The sequence below is a fragment of the Arthrobacter sp. 10T416 genome, from assembly GCF_056394165.1.
Map to the genome: position 1 here is coordinate 139,777 of NZ_JBFTHI010000006.1, position 21,230 is coordinate 161,006.

The window sequence follows — 21,230 nt, forward strand, 5'->3', positions numbered from 1 at the left end:
CTAGTTCTTCTCCCGCTTCAAGTAGGCAACCAGGCCGTTTCCATCGGGGCCTGTAACAACCTGGACGAGCTCCCAGCCGTCCTCGCCCCACTGGTCCAGGATCTGCTTGGTCGCGTGGATAATGAGCGGAATCGTGGCGTACTCCCATTTGGTCATGAAGTAAAGCCTAGTCCTTGCCGGTAAAGTGGAAAACATGGCGACTGGTAAGAACCCTTTATTCGACACGGCCACCACCCTCGGAAAGCTCATCCTTTTCCTGGGCGTGAGCGCGATTTGTGGTGTCCTCGTGGCGGGGCTGCTGGTCCCGGCGGCCGCCGTTTCCGGCAATGCCGCGAGCGGTTCGATCAAATTCTTTGAGACCCTTCCGGCGGAACTGAAGGTTGAGCCGCCGAGCCAGTCGACCAAGATCCTGGCCGCCGACGGCAGCGTCATCGCCAACCTGTACCAGGAGAACCGGACCCGGGTTTCGCTGGACCAGATGTCGCCGTACATCAAGGACGCGGTAGTCGCCATTGAAGACAGCCGCTTCTACGAACACGGCGGCGTCGACACCACCGGTATTCTCCGCGCACTGGTCAGCACTGCCCGCGGCAACAAGCAGGGTGCCTCGACCATCACCCAGCAGTACGTGAACAACGTCATCAACTCCTCCCTGGAGTCCGAGGGCAAGGGCGACAAGGTCCTGCTGAACGGTGTTAACAAGGGCGTCGGTGACAAGCTCCGCGAGATGAAGCTCGCCATCGCGCTGGAGAAGAAGTTCTCCAAGGAACAAATCCTCGAGGGTTACCTCAACATCGTCTTCTTCAACCGTGACGCTTACGGCATCGAGGCTGCCTCGCGGTTCTTCTTCAGCACCTCCGCCAAGAACCTGACCCTGCCGCAGGCGGCCCTCCTGGCCGGCGTCGTGAACAGCCCGTCGTTCTACGACCCCATCACCAACCCGGACAACGCCAAGGTCCGCCGCAACCTGGTCCTCAAGGCCATGCTGTCGCAGAAGAAGATCAAACAGGCCCAGTACGACGCCGCCGTCGCCACGCCGGTCAAGACCAAGGTGACCCAGCCGCGCCAGGGCTGCGCCTATTCGCCGACGTCGCCGTACTTCTGCGACTACGTGCTGCACCTGCTGCTGAACAACCCCGCCTACGGTGCGGACACCAAGGAACGCGAACGGAAGATCTTCCGCGGCGGCCTGACCATCAAGACCACCCTGGACCCGAAGGCCCAGAAGGTCGCCCAGACGCAGGTTGACTCCGCCGCCGGCGCGAACCCGGACAAGTGGGGCGCGTCCATGGTGTCCGTGGAACCGGGCACCGGCAAGATCGTCACCATGGCCCAGAACACTTCATGGCTGGAAACCAAGGGAAAGTTCAACACGCAGCTGAACTTCAACGTCGACAGGTTCGATGACAAGGGCAACGACCTCAACGGCCTCGGCGGCGCCCAGCCCGGCTCCACCATGAAGCCGTTCACCTTCGCCGAGTGGCTGGACGAGGGCAAGTCGATGAACACCGTGGTCGACGGCTCCGTGCGCCAGTACCCCCTGAACTTCCCGTGGAAGAACACCTGCGGCACCAACACCGGCGCGTACAGCACCCCCGAACATGACGCGCAACTGGGCGCCGCAGAGGACCTGCAGAACGCCGAACCGGACTATTACAAGCCGATGTCCGTCCTCAAGGGCCTGTACAACTCCATCAACACCATCACGTTCGCATCCGCCGCCCAGCTCGATTTCTGCGGGATCCAGAAGGTCGTCGACGCGGTCGGACTGCACTCGGGGCTGCCCACCAGGGACCAGGACGGGAAGATTGTCCTCGACGCGAACGGCCACATCAAGGAGCCGACCCCGAAGATCAATATGTCCCAGATCTCCAACCTCCTGGGCTCCACCCAGACCGCTCCGCTGACCATGGCGAGTGCCTTTGCCACCTTCGCCAACGACGGCCGGTACTGCGCGCCGATCGCGATCACCTCGGTAACGGACGCAACCGGGGGCAAGCTGCCCGGCCAGGCCACGAACTGCCGCGACGCGCTCAAGCCCGAGGTGGCCAGGGGCGTGAACTACGCCCTGCAGGAAGTCCTGAACCGCGGCTCCGGCTCGCTGATCCAGCCACGCATTTCGACGGTGACCAACTTCCCGATCGCGGCCAAGACCGGTACCTCCAACAACAACGGTTCCACCTGGGTTGTTGGCCACACCACGGGCCTGGCCACCGCCGCCTGGTTTGGTGACCCGCTCGGCGCCCAGGGACGTTCGGGCCAGAACATCACGGTCAACGGCCAGTTCTACGAGGGCATCGACGGTTACATGATTGCCGGTCCCATGTTCTCCCGGTTCATGTCCCAGATCGCGCCCGGGTACGGCACCGAACCGTTCCCGGAACCGCCGTCGAACCTGCTGACCGAACCCACGCCTTACCAGCAGCCGAACACCAACACGGGCGGCAGCAACGGCGGCGGGAACAGCAACGCCAACACGGCGCCGTCGTCGCCGAGCCCGGCCCCGTCCTCCGCGCCGTCCGCGCAGCCGACTAAGCCCGGCAACAAGAAGCCGTAGCCGTGCCCGCCGGAACCACCCTGGCCAGCCGCGTCCGAAGCATCGGGCGCGGCTTCGCCGTCACCGCCGCTGCCGGGGCTGCAGCAGGCGCCGCCGCGACCGGCTATGGCCTGTGGGAGAAGAACCAGTTTGTCCTTCGGGAAGAAACGCTTCCCATCCTCCCGGCCGGGTTCGGCCCGCTGCGGGTGCTGCACCTGAGTGACATCCACTTCGTTCCCGGCCAGAACCGTAAGGCCGCGTGGCTCCGATCCCTCGCGGAACTAAACCCCGATCTGGTGGTCAACACCGGAGACAACCTCAGCCACGCCAAAGCGGTGGACCCCCTGCTGGAGATGCTGCAGCCGCTGATGGAATTTCCGGGCGTCTTCGTTCCGGGGTCCAACGACTACTTTGCCCCGCGGTTCAAGAACCCCGCGTCCTACTTCCTGGGGCCCTCGAAAGCCCAGAAGGACCCGGACCCCCTCGACTGGCCGCGGCTCCGGGCAGGCTTCGGCATGGGCGGCTGGGTGGATTTGACCAACCGCTGCCAGTCCCTGGTGGTCAAGGGACTCCGCATCGACTTCTCTGGCGTCGACGATCCGCACCTGCGCCTGGAGCGCTACGCCGGCTGGCCCCGCGGCACTAAAGGCCAGGACGGCAAACCGCACCTGCGGATCGCCGTCGCGCATGCCCCGTACCAGCGCGTGCTGGACCACTTCACCGAGGACGCCGCCGACCTCCTCCTGGCCGGCCACACCCACGGCGGCCAGATCTGCGTACCCGGCTACGGCGCCCTTGTCGCCAACTGCGACCTCCCCACGTGGCGTGCCAAAGGACTCCACGACTGGGAGAGCAACGGACGGACGACGCCGGTCAACGTCTCCGGCGGGATCGGCACCTCCCGCTTCGCGCCGGTCCGGATCGCCTGCAAGCCCGAAGCCGTGCTGCTCACCCTCACCGCACGTTCCTGAGCGGGGCTGCCACCACCCTCCGACGGACATGCCCATCCTTGGACTTCGGCGTCGGACATGCCCATCATTCCTGCCCCTCGGCGACGGACATGCCCATCCTTGGACTTCGGCATCGGACATGTCCGTCCCTAGACGCCGGCTTCGGGCATGCCCGTCAGTCCTGCACCTCGGCGACGGGCATGCCCATCCTTGGTCCCTAGCAATGGACATGTCCATCCCCGGCACTCTGGGATGGACATAGTGGCATTATGTCCATCCCCCAACGCCAGGAGTGGGCATGTCCGGACACACCTTGCGCCGGAGACGAGCATGTCCATCTGGGCCGTTGCAGAACACGCATGTCCGTCGCCAGCTCGGAAAAATGGGCATGTTCGGAAGTGGCATCCAAGAACGGACGGGCATGTCCAAGTTGGCCTCGGAAAAATGGGCATGTCCGTTCGGGCCGGCGCAGAACGGGCATGTCCGCCGCCGCGACCCTGGACCTACGCCCGTCGTCCCGCGCCCCCGCCCCGCCACCCACCGCCACCCCACCATTGCGGAACATAATTACTGGGCGAGATTCCGGAACTGGACAATATCCTGTGAACGGGGTCACGGGATGGCCTAGGGTAGTTGCTACAGGAAACTACATCCAGTTGCGTAATCCCTTTCGCAGTTGCAGCTAAGAAGCAGGCATGGCCAAGCAGACCCCGTTCTTCTCATCAATTCGCCGTCTATATCCGCACGTCAGGCCGATTATGCCGCGCCTGGTCATGGGCCTGCTCTCCGCCTTGATGGCCAGCCTGGTGGCCCTGGCCATTCCCCAAGTGCTGCGGGTGCTCATCAATGACTGGCTGCGTCCCGGCGGCAGCAGCCAGGCCGTCTGGATCGCCTCAACTGTGATTCTGCTGCTGGGGATCGCCGAAGCCGGGCTCGTCGCGCTCCGCCGGCAGTTCGTCATCAACCCCGCCACCACCGTGGAAACCCGGATGCGGGTGTCGCTGTACGACCACCTGCAGGATCTCACCGTCTCCTTCCACGACCGCTGGGGCTCCGGACAGCTGCTCTCGCGGGCCATGACGGACCTGAACTTCCTCCGGCGCTGGATGGCATTCGGCGCCATCATGCTGGTGGTCACCACCCTGACCGTCGTGATCGGCGTCGTCGTGATGTTTTCCATGAGCTGGCAGCTGGCCCTGATCTTCCTGGCCGCCGCGGTACCGATCATGATCTACGGCTTCCGCTTCCGTACCCGGTTCAGCAAGGTCGCCCGGCGCAGCCAGGACCAGGCCGGGGACCTCGCCACCACGGTCGAAGAGTCCGTCCACGGCATCCGCGTTCTCAAGGCTTTCGGACGCAGCCGCGAGGCACTCGAGAACTTCAACGAACAGGCCGAGGAGCTGCGCCAGACCGAGATCGCGAAAGCCAAGCACCTGGCGGCTTTCAGCCTGGTCGTGACGCTGCTGCCCGAGCTGGCGCTCGGCGCGGGCCTGGTGGTCGGCGTGATGCTGGCGGCCGACGGCGGGCTGAGCATCGGTTCGCTGGTGGCCTTCTTCGCCACCGCCGCCGTCATCGCGGCACCGGTCGAATTCTGCGGCATGCTGCTGGCCATGGCCCTCACCGCCAAGACCGCCGTGGACCGGCACTACGAGGTGATGGATGCGGTCAACACCATCACCAGCCCGGATCAGCCGCGCCGCCCCGCGGAGCTTAAGGGCGCCCTGGACTTCCGGAACGCGACCTTTGCCTTCGAGGACGCGCCGGACAAACCGATCCTGCGGGACATCACTTTGGACATCCTGCCCGGCGAAACCATGGCGCTGGTGGGCATCACCGGCAGCGGCAAGAGCGCCCTGCTCCAGCTGGTCCCCCGCCTGTTCGACGTCACCGCGGGAGCGGTCACGATCGACGGCGTGGACCTGCGGGAATTCAGCGTGGAGGACCTGCGCACGGTCGTCGCGGTGGCCTTCGAGGACACCACCCTGTTTTCCAGCTCGGTCCGGGACAACGTCCTGCTCGGCGTCCCGGCCGGGGAGTCCGCGGAGCGCCGCGAGGAGATCCTGGCCGAGGCGCTGGAGACCGCGCAGGCCCACTTCGCGTACTCGCTGCCGGAAGGCCTGGACACGCTGATCGGCGAGGAAGGGCTCAGCCTGTCCGGCGGGCAGCGGCAGCGCATCGCCCTGGCCCGGGCCGTGGCCGCCAAACCGAAGGTCCTGGTCCTGGACGATCCGCTCTCCGCGCTGGACGTCAACACGGAAGAACTCGTCGAGGCGCGGCTGCGTGAAGTGCTCGCGGACACCACCACCCTGATCGTGGCGCACCGGCCCTCCACCGTGGCCCTGGCCGACCGGGTGGCCCTGCTGGAGGACGGCAGGATCGCCGCCGTCGGCACCCACACCGAACTGCTCGCCACCAACAGCCACTACCGCTATGTGATCGCCAGCCTGGACCCGGAACCGCGGGACCTAGACTCCGAAATGTCCGCCCTCGAGGCCGAGGAGGTGTCCCGATGACCACGGCCACCTTCGGTACCGCCAACGAGGACAACGCGCATCTGTCCAAGTCCGAAAGCAAGGCCGTCCGGCGCCGTTCCCTGGCCCTGCTGGCCTCGCTGATCCGCCCGGTCCGCCTGCGCTTCTGGCTGACCATCGCCGCCGTCGTCCTGTCCCAGGCGGCCCGTGTGGCCGGGCCCGCACTGATTGCCTTCGGCATCGACCGCGCCCTGCCCGCACTGCGCGCCGGTGACAGCGTCCCGCTGGTCCTGGCCGGTGCCGCGTACCTGGCCGCCGCCGTCGCCACCGCCGGACTTACCGCCGTGTACGTGACGTCGACGGCGCGCCTGAGCCAGGCGATGCTGCTGGACCTGCGGGTCCGGGTTTTCCGCCAGACCCAGCGGCTGAGCCTGGAGTTCCACGAGAAATACACCTCGGGCCGCATCATCGCCCGGCAGACCTCTGACCTTGAGGCCCTCCGCGAACTCCTTGACTCCGGCGTCAGCTCGCTCGCCTCCGGGATGCTGTTTATGATCTTCACCGCGGTCACTGTGTTCGCCCTCGACTGGCGCAGCGGGCTCCTTGTGCTCGCCGCCGGCGTCCCCATGTTTTTCCTGTCCCGCTGGTACCAGAAACACTCCCAGATCGCCTTCCGCGAGTCCCGCGTCGTTTCGGCCCGGCTCATTGTGCACTTCGTTGAGACCATGACCGGCATCCGCGCCGTCAAGGCCTTCCGCAAGGAACGCCAGAACGCCGGCCGCTACGCCGAACTCTCCGAGGAGTACCGCAAGGTCACGGTCCGGTCCATCAACCTCAACGGCGTCTTCCAGCCGGGCCTGGTGCTGATCGGCAACGTCTGCGTCGCCGTCGTTCTCCTGGTGGGCGGCTTCCGGGTCCTCGGCGGCGAACTGGCCGTGGGCGTGCTGCTGGCCCTGATCCTGTCCGCCAAGCGGTTCTTCCAGCCGGTGGACCAGATGGCGATGTTCTACAACTCCTTCCAGAGCGCGCAGGCGGCCCTGGAGAAGGTCTCGGGCCTGCTGGAGGAGGTGCCCACCGTCCGGCCGCCGAAGACCCCGGTTGCCCTGCCCTCGGCCAAGGGCAGCATCGAATTCAACAACGTCGAGTTCCGCTACGGCGACGGCCCGGTCATCATCCCCGCCCTGGACCTGCACATTCCCGCCGGCCAGACCGTGGCCCTGGTGGGCCAGACCGGTGCCGGGAAGTCGACCCTGGCCAAGCTGATCGCCCGCTTCTACGACGTCTCCTCGGGTTCCCTGACGCTCGACGGCGTGGACCTGCGGGAGCTGACGACGGCGGACCTGCGCCGCAACGTTGTGATGGTCACGCAGGAGGCCTTCCTGTTCAGCGGCTCGGTGGCGGACAACATCGCGCTGGGCCGGCCCGAGGCCTCCCGGCAGGAGATCGAGGACGCGGCACGGGCTGTGGGCGCCCACGAGTTCATCTCGGCCCTTCCCGACGGGTACGACACCGACGTCAACAAGCGCGGCGGCCGGGTCTCCGCCGGGCAGCGGCAGCTCATCAGCTTCGCCCGCGCCTTCCTGGCCCGCCCGGCCGTGCTGATCCTCGACGAGGCCACGTCCTCCCTGGACATCCCCTCCGAACGGATGGTCCAGTCCGGCCTGGCGAGCCTCCTGGCGGGCGTCAGCTCGGGCGAGGCGGGCCGGACCGCGCTGATCATCGCGCACCGGCTGTCCACCGTGGAGACCGCTGACCGCGTGCTGGTGGTCCATGACGGCAGGGTGGTGGAGGACGGCACCCCCGAGGAGCTGATCGGAGGCGGCGGCCGCTTCGCCAAGCTGCACGGCGCCTGGAAGGACTCGCTGGTCTAAGCCCCTCCCCCGCGAGGGCCCGCGGCCGATTCGCATCCGGAGCCCGGATCGGATACTCTTGTGAAGTTGCTTTTGAAGTAACGGATCGGGATGTGGCGCAGCTTGGTAGCGCGCGTCGTTCGGGACGACGAGGTCGCAGGTTCAAATCCTGTCATCCCGACCATTCAAAAGAGGGTCCTCCACTCGGAGGGCCCTCTTTTTTGTGCCCTTCGAGTGCAGGACCCCCGACGGCGCGCGCACCGTACACCGCCGTCGGACACCATCGACTGCTCCGCAACAGCCGTTTAGACCCCTCAAAAGGGCGGTTACGGAGCACTCGACACGGGTTCGGACACGAAAAAGCCCCGGAACACCCTTGCGGGCATCCCGGGGCTTTCGGGAGAGTTGGTTACATCGGGTCCGGCCAGTTGCCGATGCCGGTGGTCTTGGCCATCGGATCCGGCCAGTTACCAATAGCGGAAAGGCTGCTGGTGGAGCTCATCGGATCGGGCCAGTTGCCGATCGCCTGGGTGCTGTTGCTCATGGGGTCCGGCCAGTTACCAATGGCACTCACTGACAGTACTGCCGGAGCCGCTGCGGAGAACGCCAGGGCACCAGCCAGGGCGACAGACGCTGCAATCTTCTTAAACATGTGGGTTCCTCAATACGAGTCGGAAATACGCTTCGAAAAGTTACAAAGCAAGCACGAGCCCTTGTTGACATACATTGTAAAATTACTTGCACAGAGACTGTCAAGCATTTAGTACAAAGACTGTCCGGAATTAGGAGGAACCCGTGGGGAACGGATTCGGGGAGAAGCTCCGAGCGGAACGGCTGGAGCGCGGCCTGACGCAGGCGGAGCTGGGCAAGGACCTTTTCTCGCCCAGCTACATCTCGCTGCTGGAGACCGGCCGCCGTGAACCGACCGCGGATGTCATCGAAGAACTCGCCCGCCGGCTCGAGCTCGCCCCCAAGGCGCTGGAGGCCTGGAGCCAGCCCGTGTCCGTCAGCGACGCCGAATACGTGCTCGCCGGGCTGTACGCCCGTCAGGCCTGGGACCTGCGCGATTACCCGCTCGCCGCCAGCCATGCCGCCACCGCCGCCCAGATCGCCCTGGAAGGCAAGAACACCAGCGCCTGGTGGAACATGACCTATATGCAGGCCGAGTGCCTCATGAAGCAGGGCCACCTCAAGGAGTGCCAGGACCTGGTGCAGCGGTTGCTGGACCACCCGATGGCCGCCGAGTCGGCCGGCCTGGGCGTCCGCGCCCGGCAGATGCTGGCCGCGGTGTGCCACGGCCAGGGCCAGCTGGCGGTCGCCGTCGAACACGCCCAGGAGGCGGTGCGGCTCTGCGCCCAGCTGCCCAAGGGTTCCACCCTGATCATCGGCGCCCTGCGCGCCCTGATCGGCGCCCTCGCCGAAAGCGGCCGGCTGGATGAGGCCTGGCAGTACTGCCAGGACATGAACGAGCAGATGGATGACCAGCCGATCTCCCAGCTCGCCGGCGAAGTTGCCTGGGTGATCGGAAACGTGGCCTTTATGCGGCACGACTACGCCGAGGGCATCAAGTACCACGAGAAAGCCGCCCAGCTGCTCTCCCCCGCGAACGACATCGACCTGTGGGCCCGGTTCAACAAGGCCTCGGCTGCGGTCCGGCTGTCCTCCGGGATTGTCGAGCCGGAGACCCTGTCCTCGATCGAGCGCGCCGAACTGGCCCTCTCGATCGTCGGCGGCAACAAGACGGACCGGCTGGAGGTCGCATTCATCCGGGCGCGCTGGCTCTACCTCACCGGGGACATCGTGGGCGCCGTGCAGAAGCTCCGGGAGATCCACGCCGAACGCGACGCGCTGGCCAAACACGTGGCCGGGGAGGTCGCCCTGCTGCTGGGCAAGGCGCTCAAGGCCGCCGGGGAGTCCGAGGAAGCGCTCGTCTATCTGGACGAGGCCCAGAAGGAGTTCAGCGCGGCCGGCGCCTCGGACCGTGTGCAGCAGGCCATGGACGCGGTCCTGGAAATCCGGCTGGCCCAGCGCCGCGCCGAAGCCGCCGCGGCCGGCAAATAACGGGCTGCCGGCAGCATGGCGGCTAGCTGAAGCTGCGGCCGGTGAGCTTCTCGTACGCTTCGACGTAGCGGCTGCGGGTGCGGGCCACGACGTCGGCCGGGAGCTCCGGCGGCGGCGTGTCCGAGGCCTTGTCCCAGCCTGACTCGGCGGAGGTCAGCCAGTCGCGGACGTACTGCTTGTCGTACGAGGGCTGGGCCTTGCCCGGCGCATAGGTGGCGGCGTCCCAGAACCGGGAGGAGTCCGGCGTCAGGACCTCGTCGCCGAGCGTGATGACCCCGGTCGCGGGGTCGATGCCGAACTCCACCTTCGTGTCGGCCAGGACGATGCCGCGGGCGCGGGCAATCTCCTCGGCTTTGGTGTAGATCTCCAGGGTGAGCTCGCGGAGCCGGCCGGCGACGTCTTCGCCCACCAGCCCGACGACGGCGTCGTAGGTGATGTTCTCGTCGTGCTCGCCCACCTCGGCCTTCGCGGAGGGCGTGAAGATAGCCTCGGCGAGCCGGGACCCGTCCACCAGCCCCGCCGGCAGCGGGATGCTGCACACGGTGCCGGACTGCCGGTATTCGACCAGCCCGGAGCCCGTCAGGTAACCGCGGGCAATGCATTCGACCGGGAACATCTCGAGTTTCTTGCAGATCATGGCCCGGCCCTCCACCGCGGCCGGGACACCGTCCTCGACCGTGGAGGCGATGACGTGGTGCTCCACGCCAAGCTGTTCGAACCACCACAGGCTCAGCTGGGTGAGGATGCGGCCCTTGTCCGGGATCTCGCTCGAGAGGACGTGGTCGTAGGCGCTGATCCGGTCGCTCGCGACCACCAGCACGCACTCACGGCCCAGGCGCTCCGTGATGGTCGCGTCGACCGGGACGTACAGGTCCCGGACCTTGCCGGAGTAGACATGCTGCCAGCCGGGCAGGTCCAGCGTTTCGGTGTCCAGGCCTCCGGCGGGCATGGCGGATTCGGTTGCGTTCATGCTCAGGCCTTTGCTTTCGCGACGGCGGCGGCCGTGCCGGGCGCCGCCACCTTGATTTCGCCGCGGGCGGCTTTGCCGCCGATGTCGGTGCGGAACTGTCCGCCGTCGAGCTGTACCAGTTCGACGCCGTCGTACGCCCGTTCACGGGCCTCCACGAGGTCCGTTCCGAGTGCCACGACGGCAAGGACGCGGCCGCCCGCGGAGACCACCTTGCCCTCCTCGTCGAGCCGGGTGCCGGCGTGGATCACGTGCACGCCCTCAATGGCCTCGACCTTCTTCAGGCCGCGGATCCGGTCCCCAGTCCGGGGGGTGCCGGGATAGTTTTCGGCGGCAACCACGACGGCGACGGCGGACTCCTTGGACCAGCGCAGCGGCTGCGCCTTCTCCAGTTCGCCCTTGGCGGCGGCCATCAGCAGGCCGCCGAGGGGCGTCCTGAGCCGGGACAGGACGGCCTGGGTTTCCGGGTCGCCGAAGCGGACGTTGAACTCGATGACGCGGGTGCCGCGGGAGGTCAGGGCCAGGCCCACGAAGAGGACCCCGACGAACGGGGTGCCGCGGTGGGCCATCTGGTTGACGGTGGGCTGTGCGACGCGGTCGATGACCTCCTGGACCAGGCCTTCGGGAGCCCAGTCCAGCGGGGTATAGGCGCCCATGCCGCCGGTGTTGGGTCCCTCGTCATTGTCGAAGATGCGTTTGAAGTCCTGCGCCGGGGACAGCGCGACGGTGGTGCTGCCGTCGCAGAGCACAAAAAGGGACACCTCGGGGCCGTCCAGGAATTCCTCGATGACGACGGTGCCGCCGGCGTCGAAGCAGGTCTGCGCGTGCGCCAGTGCCTCGTCCCGGTCGTTGGTGACCACAACACCCTTGCCGGCAGCGAGACCGTCATCCTTTACGACGTAGGGCGCGCCGAAGGTGTCCAGCGCGTCGGCGGCCTCGGCGGCGTTGGACGCCACCCGGGCCATCGCGGTGGGCACGCCGGCTTCGGCCATGACCTCCTTGGCGAAGGCTTTCGAAGCCTCGAGCTGCGCGGCGGCCTTGCTGGGGCCGAAGACCGGGATGCCGGCATCGCGCACGGCGTCGGAGACACCTGCGGCCAACGGGGCCTCGGGGCCCACCACCACAAGGTCGACGTCCAGCCGGGTGGCCAGCGCGGCGACGGCGGCGGGATTATTGGCGTCGATGGCGTGTGTGGGGACCAGCTTGCTGATGCCGGCGTTGCCCGGGGCCGCGTGGACCTCGGAAACATTCGGGTCGGCGAGCAGGGAACGGACAATGGCGTGTTCGCGGCCGCCGGGGCCGATGACAAGTACCTTCACAGTTCCCAAGGGTACTTTGTGGACGGCGCAGGCTCCTAAGCTGTGACCTGCCTCCGAACATGCCCATCCCCCGGCGGCGGCGGGACAATCCGCAGGCGCCGCCGCTACGAACACCCTGTATGAAGACGCCCAGCACCCGGAAGCCCGGCACCACCACGCAGCCCAGCAAGCGGCCCGCGCTGCTCTCTGGACCCACCGCGCTCGCCGCCCTGGCCGGGGTGGTCTCGGCCGCCGTCGTGCTGGCCGTCGCAGAGCTGATCGGCGCGTTCTTTACGGCCCGCGCCACGCCCCTGATCGCCCTCGGCTCGACGTTCATCGACTTCACCCCGCCCTGGATGAAGGACTTCGCGATCGCCACGTTCGGCACGAACGACAAGACCGCCCTGTTTGTGGGCATGGGCCTGACCATCCTCCTGCTCGCCTGCGTGCTGGGCATCGTCGCCTACCGTAAGTGGGCCCTGGGCGTGGCCGGTGTGCTGTTGCTCGGCGCGGTGATCGTGGCCAGCGTCGTGACCCGCGCCAGCGTCAAACCGCTGGACGCCATCCCCTCGCTGATCGGCACCGCCGCCGGCCTGGTGATGCTGCGGATCCTGGTCAGCAAACTGTGGCGGATGCAGCAGTGGCCGGAGGTGGCCTCGGATCTCGGCGCCAAGGAACCGGACCGCCCGGCCACCACCCGGCGTGCCTTCTTCACCGCGAGCGGCATCACCGCGGTGGCTGCTGCTGCCGCGGCCACGGGGGGACGGCTCCTGAGCGCCGCCCGGAGCAACGTGGCGCAGGCCCGCGAAGCCCTCCGGCTGCCGGCCCCCGCCCGGCCTGCCGCTGCCGTGCCCGCCGGTGTGCAGTCCAAGGCCCCGGGCGTGACGCCCTGGCTGACGCCGAACAAGGACTTCTACCGGATTGACACCGCCCTCAGCGTCCCGGAAGTCGACGCCCAGTCCTGGGAACTGCGGATCCACGGCATGGTGGAACAGGAGGTGCGGCTAAGCTTCCAGGACCTGCTGGGCGCCAAGCTGATCGAATCCCATGTTTCCCTGACCTGCGTCTCCAACCCCGTCGGCGGGAACCTGGCCGGCAACGCCAAATGGCTGGGCATGCCCATCCGTGACGTCCTGAAGATGGCCCGCCCCAAGCAGGGCGCGGACATGGTGCTCTCTACTTCCGTTGACGGTTTCAGCGCGTCCACACCGCTGGAGGTCCTGCAGGATGACCGCGACGCGATGCTGGCCATTGGCATGAACGGCGAGGCCCTGCCCCTGGAGCACGGCTACCCGGTCCGGATGGTGGTTCCCGGGCTGTACGGCTTCGTCTCGGCCACCAAGTGGGTGGTGGACCTGGAGGTGACCCGGTTCGCGGATAACAAGGCCTATTGGACCCAGCGCGGCTGGTCCGAGCACGGCCCCATCAAGACCATGGCCCGGGTGGAGGTCCCCAAGTCCTTCGCCAAGGTGGCCGCCGGGAAGGTCGCGATCGGCGGTACAGCCTGGGCCCAGACCCGCGGCATCACCAAGGTGGAGGTGCAGATCGACAACGGTCCGTGGACCGAAGCCGTCCTGTCCGCGGAGGCGTCCGTGGTGACCTGGCGGCAGTGGTCCCTTGACTGGGACGCCACCCCGGGCCCGCACTACATCAAGGCCCGCGCCACCGACGGCACCGGCGAGGTCCAGACGGAGAAGCGCGCCAATCCAGTGCCCGACGGCGCCTCCGGCTGGCAGTCGGTAATGGTCACCGTGGAGTAACCGGGACGGGCCCGCGGCGCACCCTAGACTGGCAGCATGCCTTTGAACCCGCATGCCACCTTTACTGTTGAGTCCGCCGTCGAACTGGCAGTGGTGGAACGCAGCGGTTTTATCGAGTCCCGCCACATCGGCTCCGCCGTCGTGATGGCGGCGGACGGCACCATCGTCACCGAACTGGGCGACATCACCACCCCGATCTTTGCCCGTTCCACGCTCAAACCCTTTCAGGCGCTGGCGTCCATGCAGTCCGGGGTGCCGCTGCGGGGCGCCCAGGTGGCCATCGCCTGCGGGAGCCACGTGGGCTCGCTGGACCACATGGACGTGGTGGAAGGCATGTTGAAGGCCGCCGGCGTCAAGGAGAACCAGCTCCAGTGTCCGGAGGCGTGGCCGGAGGACGAGACGGCCCGGACCTGGCTTGTCCGGACCGAGCGGGGAAAGTCCAGGCTGGCCTTCAACTGCTCGGGAAAGCACGCAGCCTTCCTGTGGGCCTGCACGGAGAACGGCTGGGACACACACAGCTACCTTGAACCGAACCATCCGCTGCAGCAGCGGATCCGCTCCGTGATCGAGGAATACAGCGACGAGCGGATCGCGCACCTGGGCATCGACGGCTGCGGCGCCCCGGTGGCAGCCCTCTCCCTCACCGGCCTGGCCCGCGCCTTCTCCCGCCTGGCCAAAGCCCCCGGCGACAAGAACTCCAATGCCCGCGCCGCGACGATCGCCACCTCCATGCTGGATTATCCGTGGGCGGTCCAGGGCTGGGGCCAGGCGAACACGGTCGTGATGGACGAGCTCGGAATCCTCGCCAAGATCGGCGCCGAAGGGGTCCTGGTCATGGCCACCCCGCAGGGCGTCTCCGTGGCGATCAAGGTCCTGGACGGCAACATCCGCGCCACCACGCTGGTGGGCCTGACCCTGCTGGCGGCCGCGGGCGCCGTCGATATTCCGGGGGTCTCCAGCGTGCTGGAAAGGGTGGTTGAGCCGGTCCTGGGCGGCGGCCACCCCGTGGGTAAGATCCGCCTCGGCCACGCCGTCTCGGCGCTACTGGACTAGGCCCGTGGCTGTTTCACGGCGCCGGATCCCGGTGGACGAGGGCCGGGCGGCACTGGCCGCCTGGCGGGATTCCGGCACGGACCCGTCAGCGTCCGCCGGAACGCCAACCGCCGCGCCGGTGCCCCGCGCCACGATTGCAACGGCCGTGCGCTACTCCCTCGAGGAGGTTACCGCCCGCGCTCCCGGCAACTCCGTGGAGGTCCGCGTCCCGCCGTTCGGCGTGACCCAGTGTGTGGAGGGTCCCCGGCACACCCGGGGCACTCCCCCGAACGTCATCGAGTGCGACGCCGCCACCTGGCTCGCCATGGTCACGGGCCGGCTTAGCTGGGCGGACGCCGTCGACGCCGGCAAAGTGGCCGCGTCCGGGCTCCGGGCCGACCTGTCCAGGCTGCTGCCGCTTTGACCGCTCTGGCTGCCTAGCCGGCCGCGCCGGCCAGGCTGCCGCCCCCGCCGTCGGCCTGGCTTTCCGCGGCGGGGGTCCGGAGCCGGCGCCGGGAGTTGGCCAGATGGCTGCGCATGGCCGCCGACGACGACGGTCCGTCGCCTTCAGCGATGGCCGCGTAAATTGAGGCGTGTTCTTGCACCACCTGGTCGAAATGTTCGCGTGCGTAGTGCTCCCCGCCGGTCATCAGGCGCGTCCGGGGCATCGCGATCATGGTTTGCCCCAGCGCCGCGAGGCAGTCAGCGTAGAAGGGGTTGCCGCTGGCCACGGCGATGGCACGGTGGAATTCGAAGTCGGCTTTCATGGCGTGCGCCGGGTGTGCGCCGCTGGCCGTGAACTCCTCCAGCGCATGCCGGACCGCCTGCAGCTGCCGCTCCGAATGGTTCCCCGCGGCCAGTGCGGCTGCCTCCGATTCGACGCCGGCCCGGAATTCCAGCAGGTGAACCCGGTCCTCCATGCTGGTCACGGCCCGGCTGCCCGGCACCGGCCCGGCGTCCGCCGGAGGCGGGGTCAGTGCGAAGCTGCCCCGCCCACGTTCGGTTTCGACCAGCCCTTCGGCCTGCAGGCGGGTGAGGGCCGCCCGGACCACGGTGCGGCTGACGCCGTACTCGCGGATCAGGGCGTTCTCGCTGGGGAGCTTGCCGCCGGGCTGGATGGCTCCGTCGACGATGCTCCTGCGGAGATCGTCGGCGAGATCCGCGGTCAGGTTCCGGCTCATGGTCTCTAGGTTACTTGCCGAATTCCACCGAGTCGGTGGTCCAGGCGCGGGCCTGGTCGCTGAGGGTGATTCCGAGGCCCGGGCGGTCCGGCACCAGCATGCGCCCTTCCTTGGTTTCGAGGCGTTCGTTGAACAGCGGATCCAGCCAGTCGAAGTGCTCCACCCAGGGTTCGCGCGGGTACGCGGCGGCGAGGTGCAGGTGGATTTCCATGGCGAAGTGTGGGGCCAGGCCCAGGCCGCGCTCGTCGGCCAGCGCGGCGAGGCGCAGGAACTGCGTGATGCCGCCGACGCGCGGCGCGTCGGGCTGGATGATGTCGCAGCCGTTGACCTGGATCAGGCCCTTGTGCTCGGCCACCGAGGCCAGCATCTCCCCGGTGGCGATGGGGGTGTCGAGCACGTTCGCGAGGTGGGCGTGGCCTTCGAAGTCGTACGCATCCAGGGGTTCCTCAATCCAGATGAGGTTGAATTCCTCCAGCTGGCGTCCCATCCGCAGGGCCGTGGCGCGGTCCCATTGCTGGTTGGCGTCCACCATCAGCGGGACATCCCAGCCGATGTGCTCGCGCACGCCCGCGACCCGGCGGAGGTCCTCGGCCGTGTCCGGCAGGCCCACTTTGATCTTGATGCCGCCGATGCCCTCGTCGAGCAGGGCCGTGGCCCGGGACTTAACCTCCTCGAGCGAGGCATTCAGGAAGCCGCCGGAGGTGTTGTACGTCTGCACGGAATCGCGGTAGGCACCAAGGAACTTGGCCAGCGGCAGCCCCGCGCGCTTGGCTTTGAGGTCGTACAGCGCAATGTCAACGGCGGCGAGGGCCTGCGTGGCCACCCCCGAGCGGCCCACGGAGGCCCCGGCCCACAGCAGTTTTGTGTACAGCTTGCCGATGTCGTTCGGGTCCTCCCCGATGATGCCCTCGGCAACTTCGCGGGCATGCGCATACTGGGCCGGTCCGCCCGCGCGCTTGGAGTAGCTGAAGCCGATTCCGCTGTGACCCTGTTCGGTGGTGATCTCCGCGAAGAGGAATACCACCTCGGTCATGGGCTTCTGCCGCCCGGTGAACACCTTCGCGTCGCTGATCGGGACGGCGAGCGGCAGCTTGGCGGTGGACAGTTTCACATGGCGGATGAGGTCAGCGCTGGACATGGATTCTCCCTTGGGTGGTTGCCGGGAGTGCGTCGTTCCGGCCACACTTAGGATATAAGTTTTAAACTTGTATAACAAGTACTTTACGACGGCGGATCAACCCAGCAGCCAGGCGACGGCCAGGAGCACACCGCCGCTGAGGACGGTCGTGCACAGGATCACGTCGCGGGCCATGGTTACGCCGCGGCCGTAGGGGGACGCAAAGAGGAAGACGTTCTGGGCCGTCGGAAGCGCCGCCATGATGACGCTGGCCAGGAGGTGCTGGCCGTCGAGGCCGAAGACGAACCGGCCCAGGGCCCACACGATCAGCGGCATGGCCACCAGTTTCATGGCCGTGGCCACCAGCGTCTCGGTCCGCCCGTTCCCGCTCTGCAGCGGCGCTTTGCCGGCCAGTGAGAGTCCGAAGGCGATCAGGACCAGGGGCACGGCGCCGCCGGCGAGCATATCGATGGGTTTTTGCAGGAGTTCGGGGGCGTTCCAGCCGGTCAGCGCGACGGCCGCACCCAGCCCGGACGCAATGATCATCGGGTTCGCAAACGGCTGGAGCGCCAGCTTCCGCCAGGAGATCCGGCCTCCGCCGGCCACGCCCAGGACGGTGAGGTAGAACGGGGCCATAACGAGGATCTGCACCAGGAGCACCGGTGCGACGTGCTGGGCGGTGCCCACCGCGTACAGGGACACCGGGATGCCGATGTTATTGGCGTTGGCGTAGCTGCTGGCCATGGCACCTACGGCTGTTTCGGCGGCCGGGCGCCGGAAGAACAGGACACTGAGCAGGGTGTACAGCAGCCCCACTGCCGCTGCGGAGAGCAGCGCCAGCGGGGCGTCCGTACCGAGGGCGGCGCGAATGTCGCTGCCCGCCACCACCGTAAAGAGAAGGGCGGGGTTGGTGATGTAGAACGCCGTACGGGTCAGGGCGCCCTGGACCTCCGGTCCGAGGATCCGCAGCCTGGCGGACCCGTACCCGATGGCGATGACCAAGGAGACAATCAGGATTCCGGAGACAACACCGCCCACGTCCGGGTCTGCTCCTAACGGACCAGGCAGGGCCGTTTGGGATCAAAGGCCCAGCCGTCGACGTAATACTGCATGCCGACGCTGTCGTCGCGGGCATCGAGCCCGTGCTCCAGGTACAGCTCGTGGGCTGCGGCGAGGGCGCCGCGGTCCAGCTCGATTCCCAGGCCCGGTGCGTCGGGGACGGCAATGGCGCCGTCCCGAATCTGCAGCGGCTCCGTGGTCAGGCCCTGGCCGTCCTGCCAGATCCAGTGCGTATCCAGGGCCGTGATCTCGCCCGGGGCAGCCGCGCCGGTGTGGGTGAACATGGCCAGCGAAATGTCGAAGTGGTTGTTCGAGTGCGAACCCCAGGTCAGGCCGAACTCGTCACATAGTTGGGCCACCCGCACGGATCCGTGCATGGTCCAGAAGTGCGGGTCGGCCAGGGGAATGTCCACCGCGCCGCCGCGCACCGCGTGGGACATTTCCCGCCAGTCGGTGGCGACCATGTTCGTGGCGGTCCGCAGCCCGGTGGCGCGGCGGAACTCGGCCATCACCTCCCGGCCGGAGAACCGGCCCTCGGCACCGCACGGGTCCTCGGCGTAGGCCACCACTCCCCGCATCCGCTTCCCCAGCCGGATGGCTTCATCGAGCAGCCAGCCGCCGTTGGGGTCGAGGGTGATCCGCGCGTCGGGGAATCGCTCGGCCAGGGCGGTGACAACGTCCACCTCGGCGTCGCCGGCCAGGACGCCGCCCTTGAGCTTGAAATCGCTGAAACCGTAACGCTCCCGGGCTGCATCGGCCAGGGCCACTACGGCGTCGGCCGTCATGGCCTCCTGCCGGCGCAGCTCTTCCCAGCGGTCTGCCGGGGCCGGTTCGATGAGGTAGGGCAGCCCGGTCCGGCCCTGGTCTCCGATGAAGAAGAGGTATCCGAGCATCGGCACGGAGTCCCGCTGCTGCCCGTCCCCCAGCAGTTCCGCGACCGGGACTCCCAGGAATTGTCCGTGCAGGTCCAGCAGCGCCGCTTCGACGGCCGTCACGGCATGTACGGTGGTGCGCAGGTCGAAGGTCTGCAGGCCGCGGCCGCCGGCGTCGCGGTCGGCGAAGGTGGCGGAGATCTCCCGCAACAGCGACCGGTAGCGGGCCACGGGCCGGCCGGCGACGAGGCGGCCGGCCTCTTCGATGGTGGCCCGGATTTTTTCGCCGCCGGGCACCTCACCCAGTCCGGTGCGGCCATCAGAGTCGGTGATGATGACCACGTTGCGGGTAAAGAAGGGGCCATGGGCGCCGCTGAGGTTCATCAGCATGCTGTCATGCCCGGCGACGGGCACCACTTCCACCGTGGCGATGGTGGGCCGGGACGTCATGCGTTGATCCCCGCATTCTCCAGTGCTGCCGCCGCGTGCTCCGCGGCCGGCTGCACAACGCCGTCGACGCGCCGGTTGAGCTGCCAGGGATTGCCGTCCTGGAGGGCGGCGGGCAGCAGTTCCTGCGGCAGGTTCTGGTAGGCCACGGGCCGCAGGAAACGGTTGATGGCCAGGGTGCCCACCGACGTCGTGCGAGGGTCCGAGGTGGCAGGGAACGGGCCGCCATGAACCATGGCGTGGCCGACCTCCACGCCGGTGGGCCAGCCGTTGACGATGATGCGGCCCACTTTCTGCTCCAGGGTGGGCAGCAGCCGTGCGGCCGCTGGATAATCCTCGGCGGACAATTGCAGGGAAGCCGTCAGCTGCCCTTCGAGCTTCTGCGCCGCCTGGACCAGCTCCTCAACGCCCGAATACCGGATCACCAGGCTCGCGGCGCCGAAGATCTCGGCGTGCAGGACGTGGTTGGCCACGAAGTCGGCAATACCCGTCCCGAACACGGCCGGCGCCGGTGCGTTCTCGGTGCCGCCCGGAGTGCCTTCGCCAACCACCTCGACGTTGCGGGCCGCGCGCAGGGCGTCGGCGCCGTCGTGCCAGGATTCCGCGATGGCGGCGGTCAGCATCGTCTGGCCGGAGCACGCGGACACGGCCCGTCCGACGGCGGCGGCGAACTGGTCGCCCGCGGCGCCGGCCGGCGCGAACAGGAGCCCGGGTGACGTGCACAGTTGGCCCGAGCTGCCGGTCACGGCGGCAACGTACTGGGAGGCCAGCGCCTCGATGTCCCCCTTGAGGGCGCCGGGGAGGACGAAGACCGGATTGAGGGAGGACATTTCCGCATACACCGGAATGGGCTCGGGCCGGTTCGCGGCGGTCCGCATGAGGGCCAGGCCCGCGGATTGGGATCCGGTGAATCCGACGGCCTTGATGGCAGGGTCGGCCACGAGCGCCTGGCCGATGCTGCTGCCTGGCCCGTAGACCAGCGAGAAGACGCCGGGGTGGAGGTCCAGGTCCCGCACCGCTTTGACGATGGCCTGGCCGACAAGTTCACCCGTCCCGGGGTGGGCGTTGTGCGCCTTGAAGACCACCGGGCAGCCGGCGGCCAGCGCGGAGGCGGTGTCGCCGCCGGCCGTCGAGAAAGCGAGCGGGAAGTTACTGGCGCCGAAGACCGCCACCGGGCCCACCGGGATCTGCCGCTGGCGGATGTCCACCCGCGGCAGCGGGGCGCGGTCCGGGAGCGCGGGGTCGATGCGGACGCCCCGGAAGTCGCCCTGGCGGACGACGCCGGCGAACAGGCGGAGCTGGCCGACGGTGCGCGCCCGTTCGCCCTGCAGCCGTGCGGCCGGCAGCCCGGTTTCGAGGCCGGCGCGGACCAGGAGTTCGTCGCCGAGGGCTTCGATGTTCGCCGCAATGGCTTCGAGGAAGTCGGCGTGCGTCTCCGGGTCCAGTGCGCTGAACGATTCGAAGGCGTCCGCGGCCGCTGCCGTCGCCGTCGCGAGCTGCCGTTCGGTCAGCAGGGTGTAGGACGGTTCGAGGCGTTCGTTGCTGGCCGGGTTGGCGGCGAAGGTTGTGCTCCCCTCGCCGGGGGTGGGGCGGCCGGCGATCAGGGAGTGTCCGTTCAGGGTCACAGGG

The 21,230-nt window shown here is 68.0% G+C and carries 17 protein-coding genes and 1 tRNA gene; 9 read left to right on the forward strand and 9 right to left on the reverse strand.

Annotated elements, in window-relative coordinates:
• Window positions 1–156: a DUF4177 domain-containing protein gene (locus AC1DBE_RS09050; protein ID WP_476880481.1), complete on the reverse strand. Its 156-nt coding sequence runs from the start codon at window positions 154–156 to the stop codon at window positions 1–3.
• 37 nt (window positions 157–193) lie between these two features.
• Here AC1DBE_RS09050 and AC1DBE_RS09055 point away from each other — a divergent pair, with 37 nt between their 5' ends.
• From AC1DBE_RS09055 to AC1DBE_RS09075, 5 genes are all read left to right on the forward strand, one after another.
• Window positions 194–2,557 carry a transglycosylase domain-containing protein gene (locus AC1DBE_RS09055; RefSeq protein ID WP_476970316.1) on the forward strand — a complete coding sequence of 788 codons (2,364 nt, stop codon included), beginning with the start codon at window positions 194–196 and terminating at the stop codon, window positions 2,555–2,557.
• Window positions 2,558–2,559: 2 nt separating this feature from the next.
• The gene (locus AC1DBE_RS09060; protein ID WP_476970317.1) at window positions 2,560–3,507 is read left to right on the forward strand and encodes a metallophosphoesterase; all 948 of its coding nucleotides are present in this window, start codon (window positions 2,560–2,562) and stop codon (window positions 3,505–3,507) included.
• A 674-nt stretch (window positions 3,508–4,181) separates the two neighbouring features.
• Window positions 4,182–5,999 carry an ABC transporter ATP-binding protein gene (locus tag AC1DBE_RS09065; RefSeq protein WP_476970318.1) on the forward strand — a complete coding sequence of 606 codons (1,818 nt, stop codon included), beginning with the start codon at window positions 4,182–4,184 and terminating at the stop codon, window positions 5,997–5,999.
• Window positions 5,996–7,828, forward strand: a complete 1,833-nt coding sequence (locus AC1DBE_RS09070; RefSeq protein WP_476970319.1) for an ABC transporter ATP-binding protein — start codon at window positions 5,996–5,998, stop codon at window positions 7,826–7,828. The genes AC1DBE_RS09065 and AC1DBE_RS09070 overlap by 4 nt, the downstream gene beginning before the upstream one ends.
• Before the next feature lie 86 nt (window positions 7,829–7,914).
• Window positions 7,915–7,991 (forward strand) — tRNA-Pro (locus AC1DBE_RS09075).
• 225 nt (window positions 7,992–8,216) lie between these two features.
• On the opposite strand, the gene AC1DBE_RS09080 is transcribed toward AC1DBE_RS09075, so the two are convergent.
• The gene (locus tag AC1DBE_RS09080; protein ID WP_476903180.1) at window positions 8,217–8,459 is read right to left on the reverse strand and encodes a hypothetical protein; all 243 of its coding nucleotides are present in this window, start codon (window positions 8,457–8,459) and stop codon (window positions 8,217–8,219) included.
• 143 nt (window positions 8,460–8,602) lie between these two features.
• Here AC1DBE_RS09080 and AC1DBE_RS09085 point away from each other — a divergent pair, with 143 nt between their 5' ends.
• Window positions 8,603–9,868, forward strand: coding sequence for a helix-turn-helix domain-containing protein (locus tag AC1DBE_RS09085; protein ID WP_476879939.1), 1,266 nt, complete (start codon window positions 8,603–8,605; stop codon window positions 9,866–9,868).
• Window positions 9,869–9,890: 22 nt separating this feature from the next.
• Here the strand turns inward: AC1DBE_RS09085 and AC1DBE_RS09090 are convergent, their stop codons facing one another.
• Together AC1DBE_RS09090 and purD are read right to left on the reverse strand one after the other, a co-directional pair.
• Entirely contained in the window at window positions 9,891–10,838 is a 948-nt protein-coding gene (locus AC1DBE_RS09090) for a phosphoribosylaminoimidazolesuccinocarboxamide synthase (protein ID WP_476970320.1), read from the reverse strand.
• 2 nt (window positions 10,839–10,840) lie between these two features.
• Window positions 10,841–12,154, reverse strand: coding sequence for a phosphoribosylamine--glycine ligase (gene purD, locus AC1DBE_RS09095; protein ID WP_476970321.1), 1,314 nt, complete (start codon window positions 12,152–12,154; stop codon window positions 10,841–10,843).
• A 119-nt stretch (window positions 12,155–12,273) separates the two neighbouring features.
• On the opposite strand from purD, the gene AC1DBE_RS09100 reads away from it, so the two are divergent.
• Genes AC1DBE_RS09100 through AC1DBE_RS09110 form a run of 3 tightly spaced genes read left to right on the forward strand, consistent with a single transcriptional unit; the run spans window position 12,274 to window position 15,349 of the window.
• Window positions 12,274–13,893: a molybdopterin-dependent oxidoreductase gene (locus AC1DBE_RS09100; protein WP_476970322.1), complete on the forward strand. Its 1,620-nt coding sequence runs from the start codon at window positions 12,274–12,276 to the stop codon at window positions 13,891–13,893.
• Between the two features lie 36 nt (window positions 13,894–13,929).
• Window positions 13,930–14,946, forward strand: coding sequence for an asparaginase (locus AC1DBE_RS09105; RefSeq protein ID WP_476970323.1), 1,017 nt, complete (start codon window positions 13,930–13,932; stop codon window positions 14,944–14,946).
• 4 nt (window positions 14,947–14,950) lie between these two features.
• Window positions 14,951–15,349 (forward strand): sterol carrier family protein, encoded by a 399-nt coding sequence (locus tag AC1DBE_RS09110; protein ID WP_476970324.1) that lies wholly within the window; start codon window positions 14,951–14,953, stop codon window positions 15,347–15,349.
• 13 nt (window positions 15,350–15,362) lie between these two features.
• Here the strand turns inward: AC1DBE_RS09110 and AC1DBE_RS09115 are convergent, their stop codons facing one another.
• The 5 genes from AC1DBE_RS09115 to AC1DBE_RS09135 form a co-directional block, all read right to left on the reverse strand.
• On the reverse strand, window positions 15,363–16,106 hold the full coding sequence (locus tag AC1DBE_RS09115) for a FadR/GntR family transcriptional regulator (protein ID WP_476970325.1): 744 nt from the start codon (window positions 16,104–16,106) through the stop codon (window positions 15,363–15,365).
• Between the two features lie 10 nt (window positions 16,107–16,116).
• Complete coding sequence (locus tag AC1DBE_RS09120) at window positions 16,117–17,244, reverse strand: L-talarate/galactarate dehydratase (protein ID WP_476970326.1); 1,128 nt, start codon at window positions 17,242–17,244, stop codon at window positions 16,117–16,119.
• 96 nt (window positions 17,245–17,340) lie between these two features.
• A complete protein-coding gene (locus tag AC1DBE_RS09125; protein WP_476970327.1) occupies window positions 17,341–18,261 on the reverse strand; it encodes an AEC family transporter in 921 nt (306 codons plus the stop codon).
• Window positions 18,262–18,275: 14 nt separating this feature from the next.
• Entirely contained in the window at window positions 18,276–19,604 is a 1,329-nt protein-coding gene (locus AC1DBE_RS09130) for an enolase C-terminal domain-like protein (protein ID WP_476970328.1), read from the reverse strand.
• Entirely contained in the window at window positions 19,601–21,226 is a 1,626-nt protein-coding gene (locus AC1DBE_RS09135; protein ID WP_476970329.1) for an aldehyde dehydrogenase (NADP(+)), read from the reverse strand. Before AC1DBE_RS09135 ends, AC1DBE_RS09130 begins: the two co-directional genes overlap by 4 nt.
• Between the last annotated feature and the right edge of the window lie 4 nt (window positions 21,227–21,230).

Excerpts from the sequence above, each read along its gene's own strand:
- AC1DBE_RS09050 (WP_476880481.1), bottom strand. The coding sequence starts at position 156 with ATGACCAAATGGGAGTACGCCACGATTCCGCTCATTATCCACGCGACC.
- AC1DBE_RS09055 (WP_476970316.1), top strand. The coding sequence starts at position 194 with ATGGCGACTGGTAAGAACCCTTTATTCGACACGGCCACCACCCTCGGA.
- AC1DBE_RS09065 (WP_476970318.1), top strand. The coding sequence starts at position 4,182 with ATGGCCAAGCAGACCCCGTTCTTCTCATCAATTCGCCGTCTATATCCG.
- AC1DBE_RS09070 (WP_476970319.1), top strand. The coding sequence starts at position 5,996 with ATGACCACGGCCACCTTCGGTACCGCCAACGAGGACAACGCGCATCTG.
- AC1DBE_RS09080 (WP_476903180.1), bottom strand. The coding sequence starts at position 8,459 with ATGTTTAAGAAGATTGCAGCGTCTGTCGCCCTGGCTGGTGCCCTGGCG.
- AC1DBE_RS09090 (WP_476970320.1), bottom strand. The coding sequence starts at position 10,838 with ATGAACGCAACCGAATCCGCCATGCCCGCCGGAGGCCTGGACACCGAA.
- AC1DBE_RS09100 (WP_476970322.1), top strand. The coding sequence starts at position 12,274 with ATGAAGACGCCCAGCACCCGGAAGCCCGGCACCACCACGCAGCCCAGC.
- AC1DBE_RS09105 (WP_476970323.1), top strand. The coding sequence starts at position 13,930 with ATGCCTTTGAACCCGCATGCCACCTTTACTGTTGAGTCCGCCGTCGAA.
- AC1DBE_RS09115 (WP_476970325.1), bottom strand. The coding sequence starts at position 16,106 with ATGAGCCGGAACCTGACCGCGGATCTCGCCGACGATCTCCGCAGGAGC.
- AC1DBE_RS09120 (WP_476970326.1), bottom strand. The coding sequence starts at position 17,244 with ATGTCCAGCGCTGACCTCATCCGCCATGTGAAACTGTCCACCGCCAAG.
- AC1DBE_RS09130 (WP_476970328.1), bottom strand. The coding sequence starts at position 19,604 with ATGACGTCCCGGCCCACCATCGCCACGGTGGAAGTGGTGCCCGTCGCC.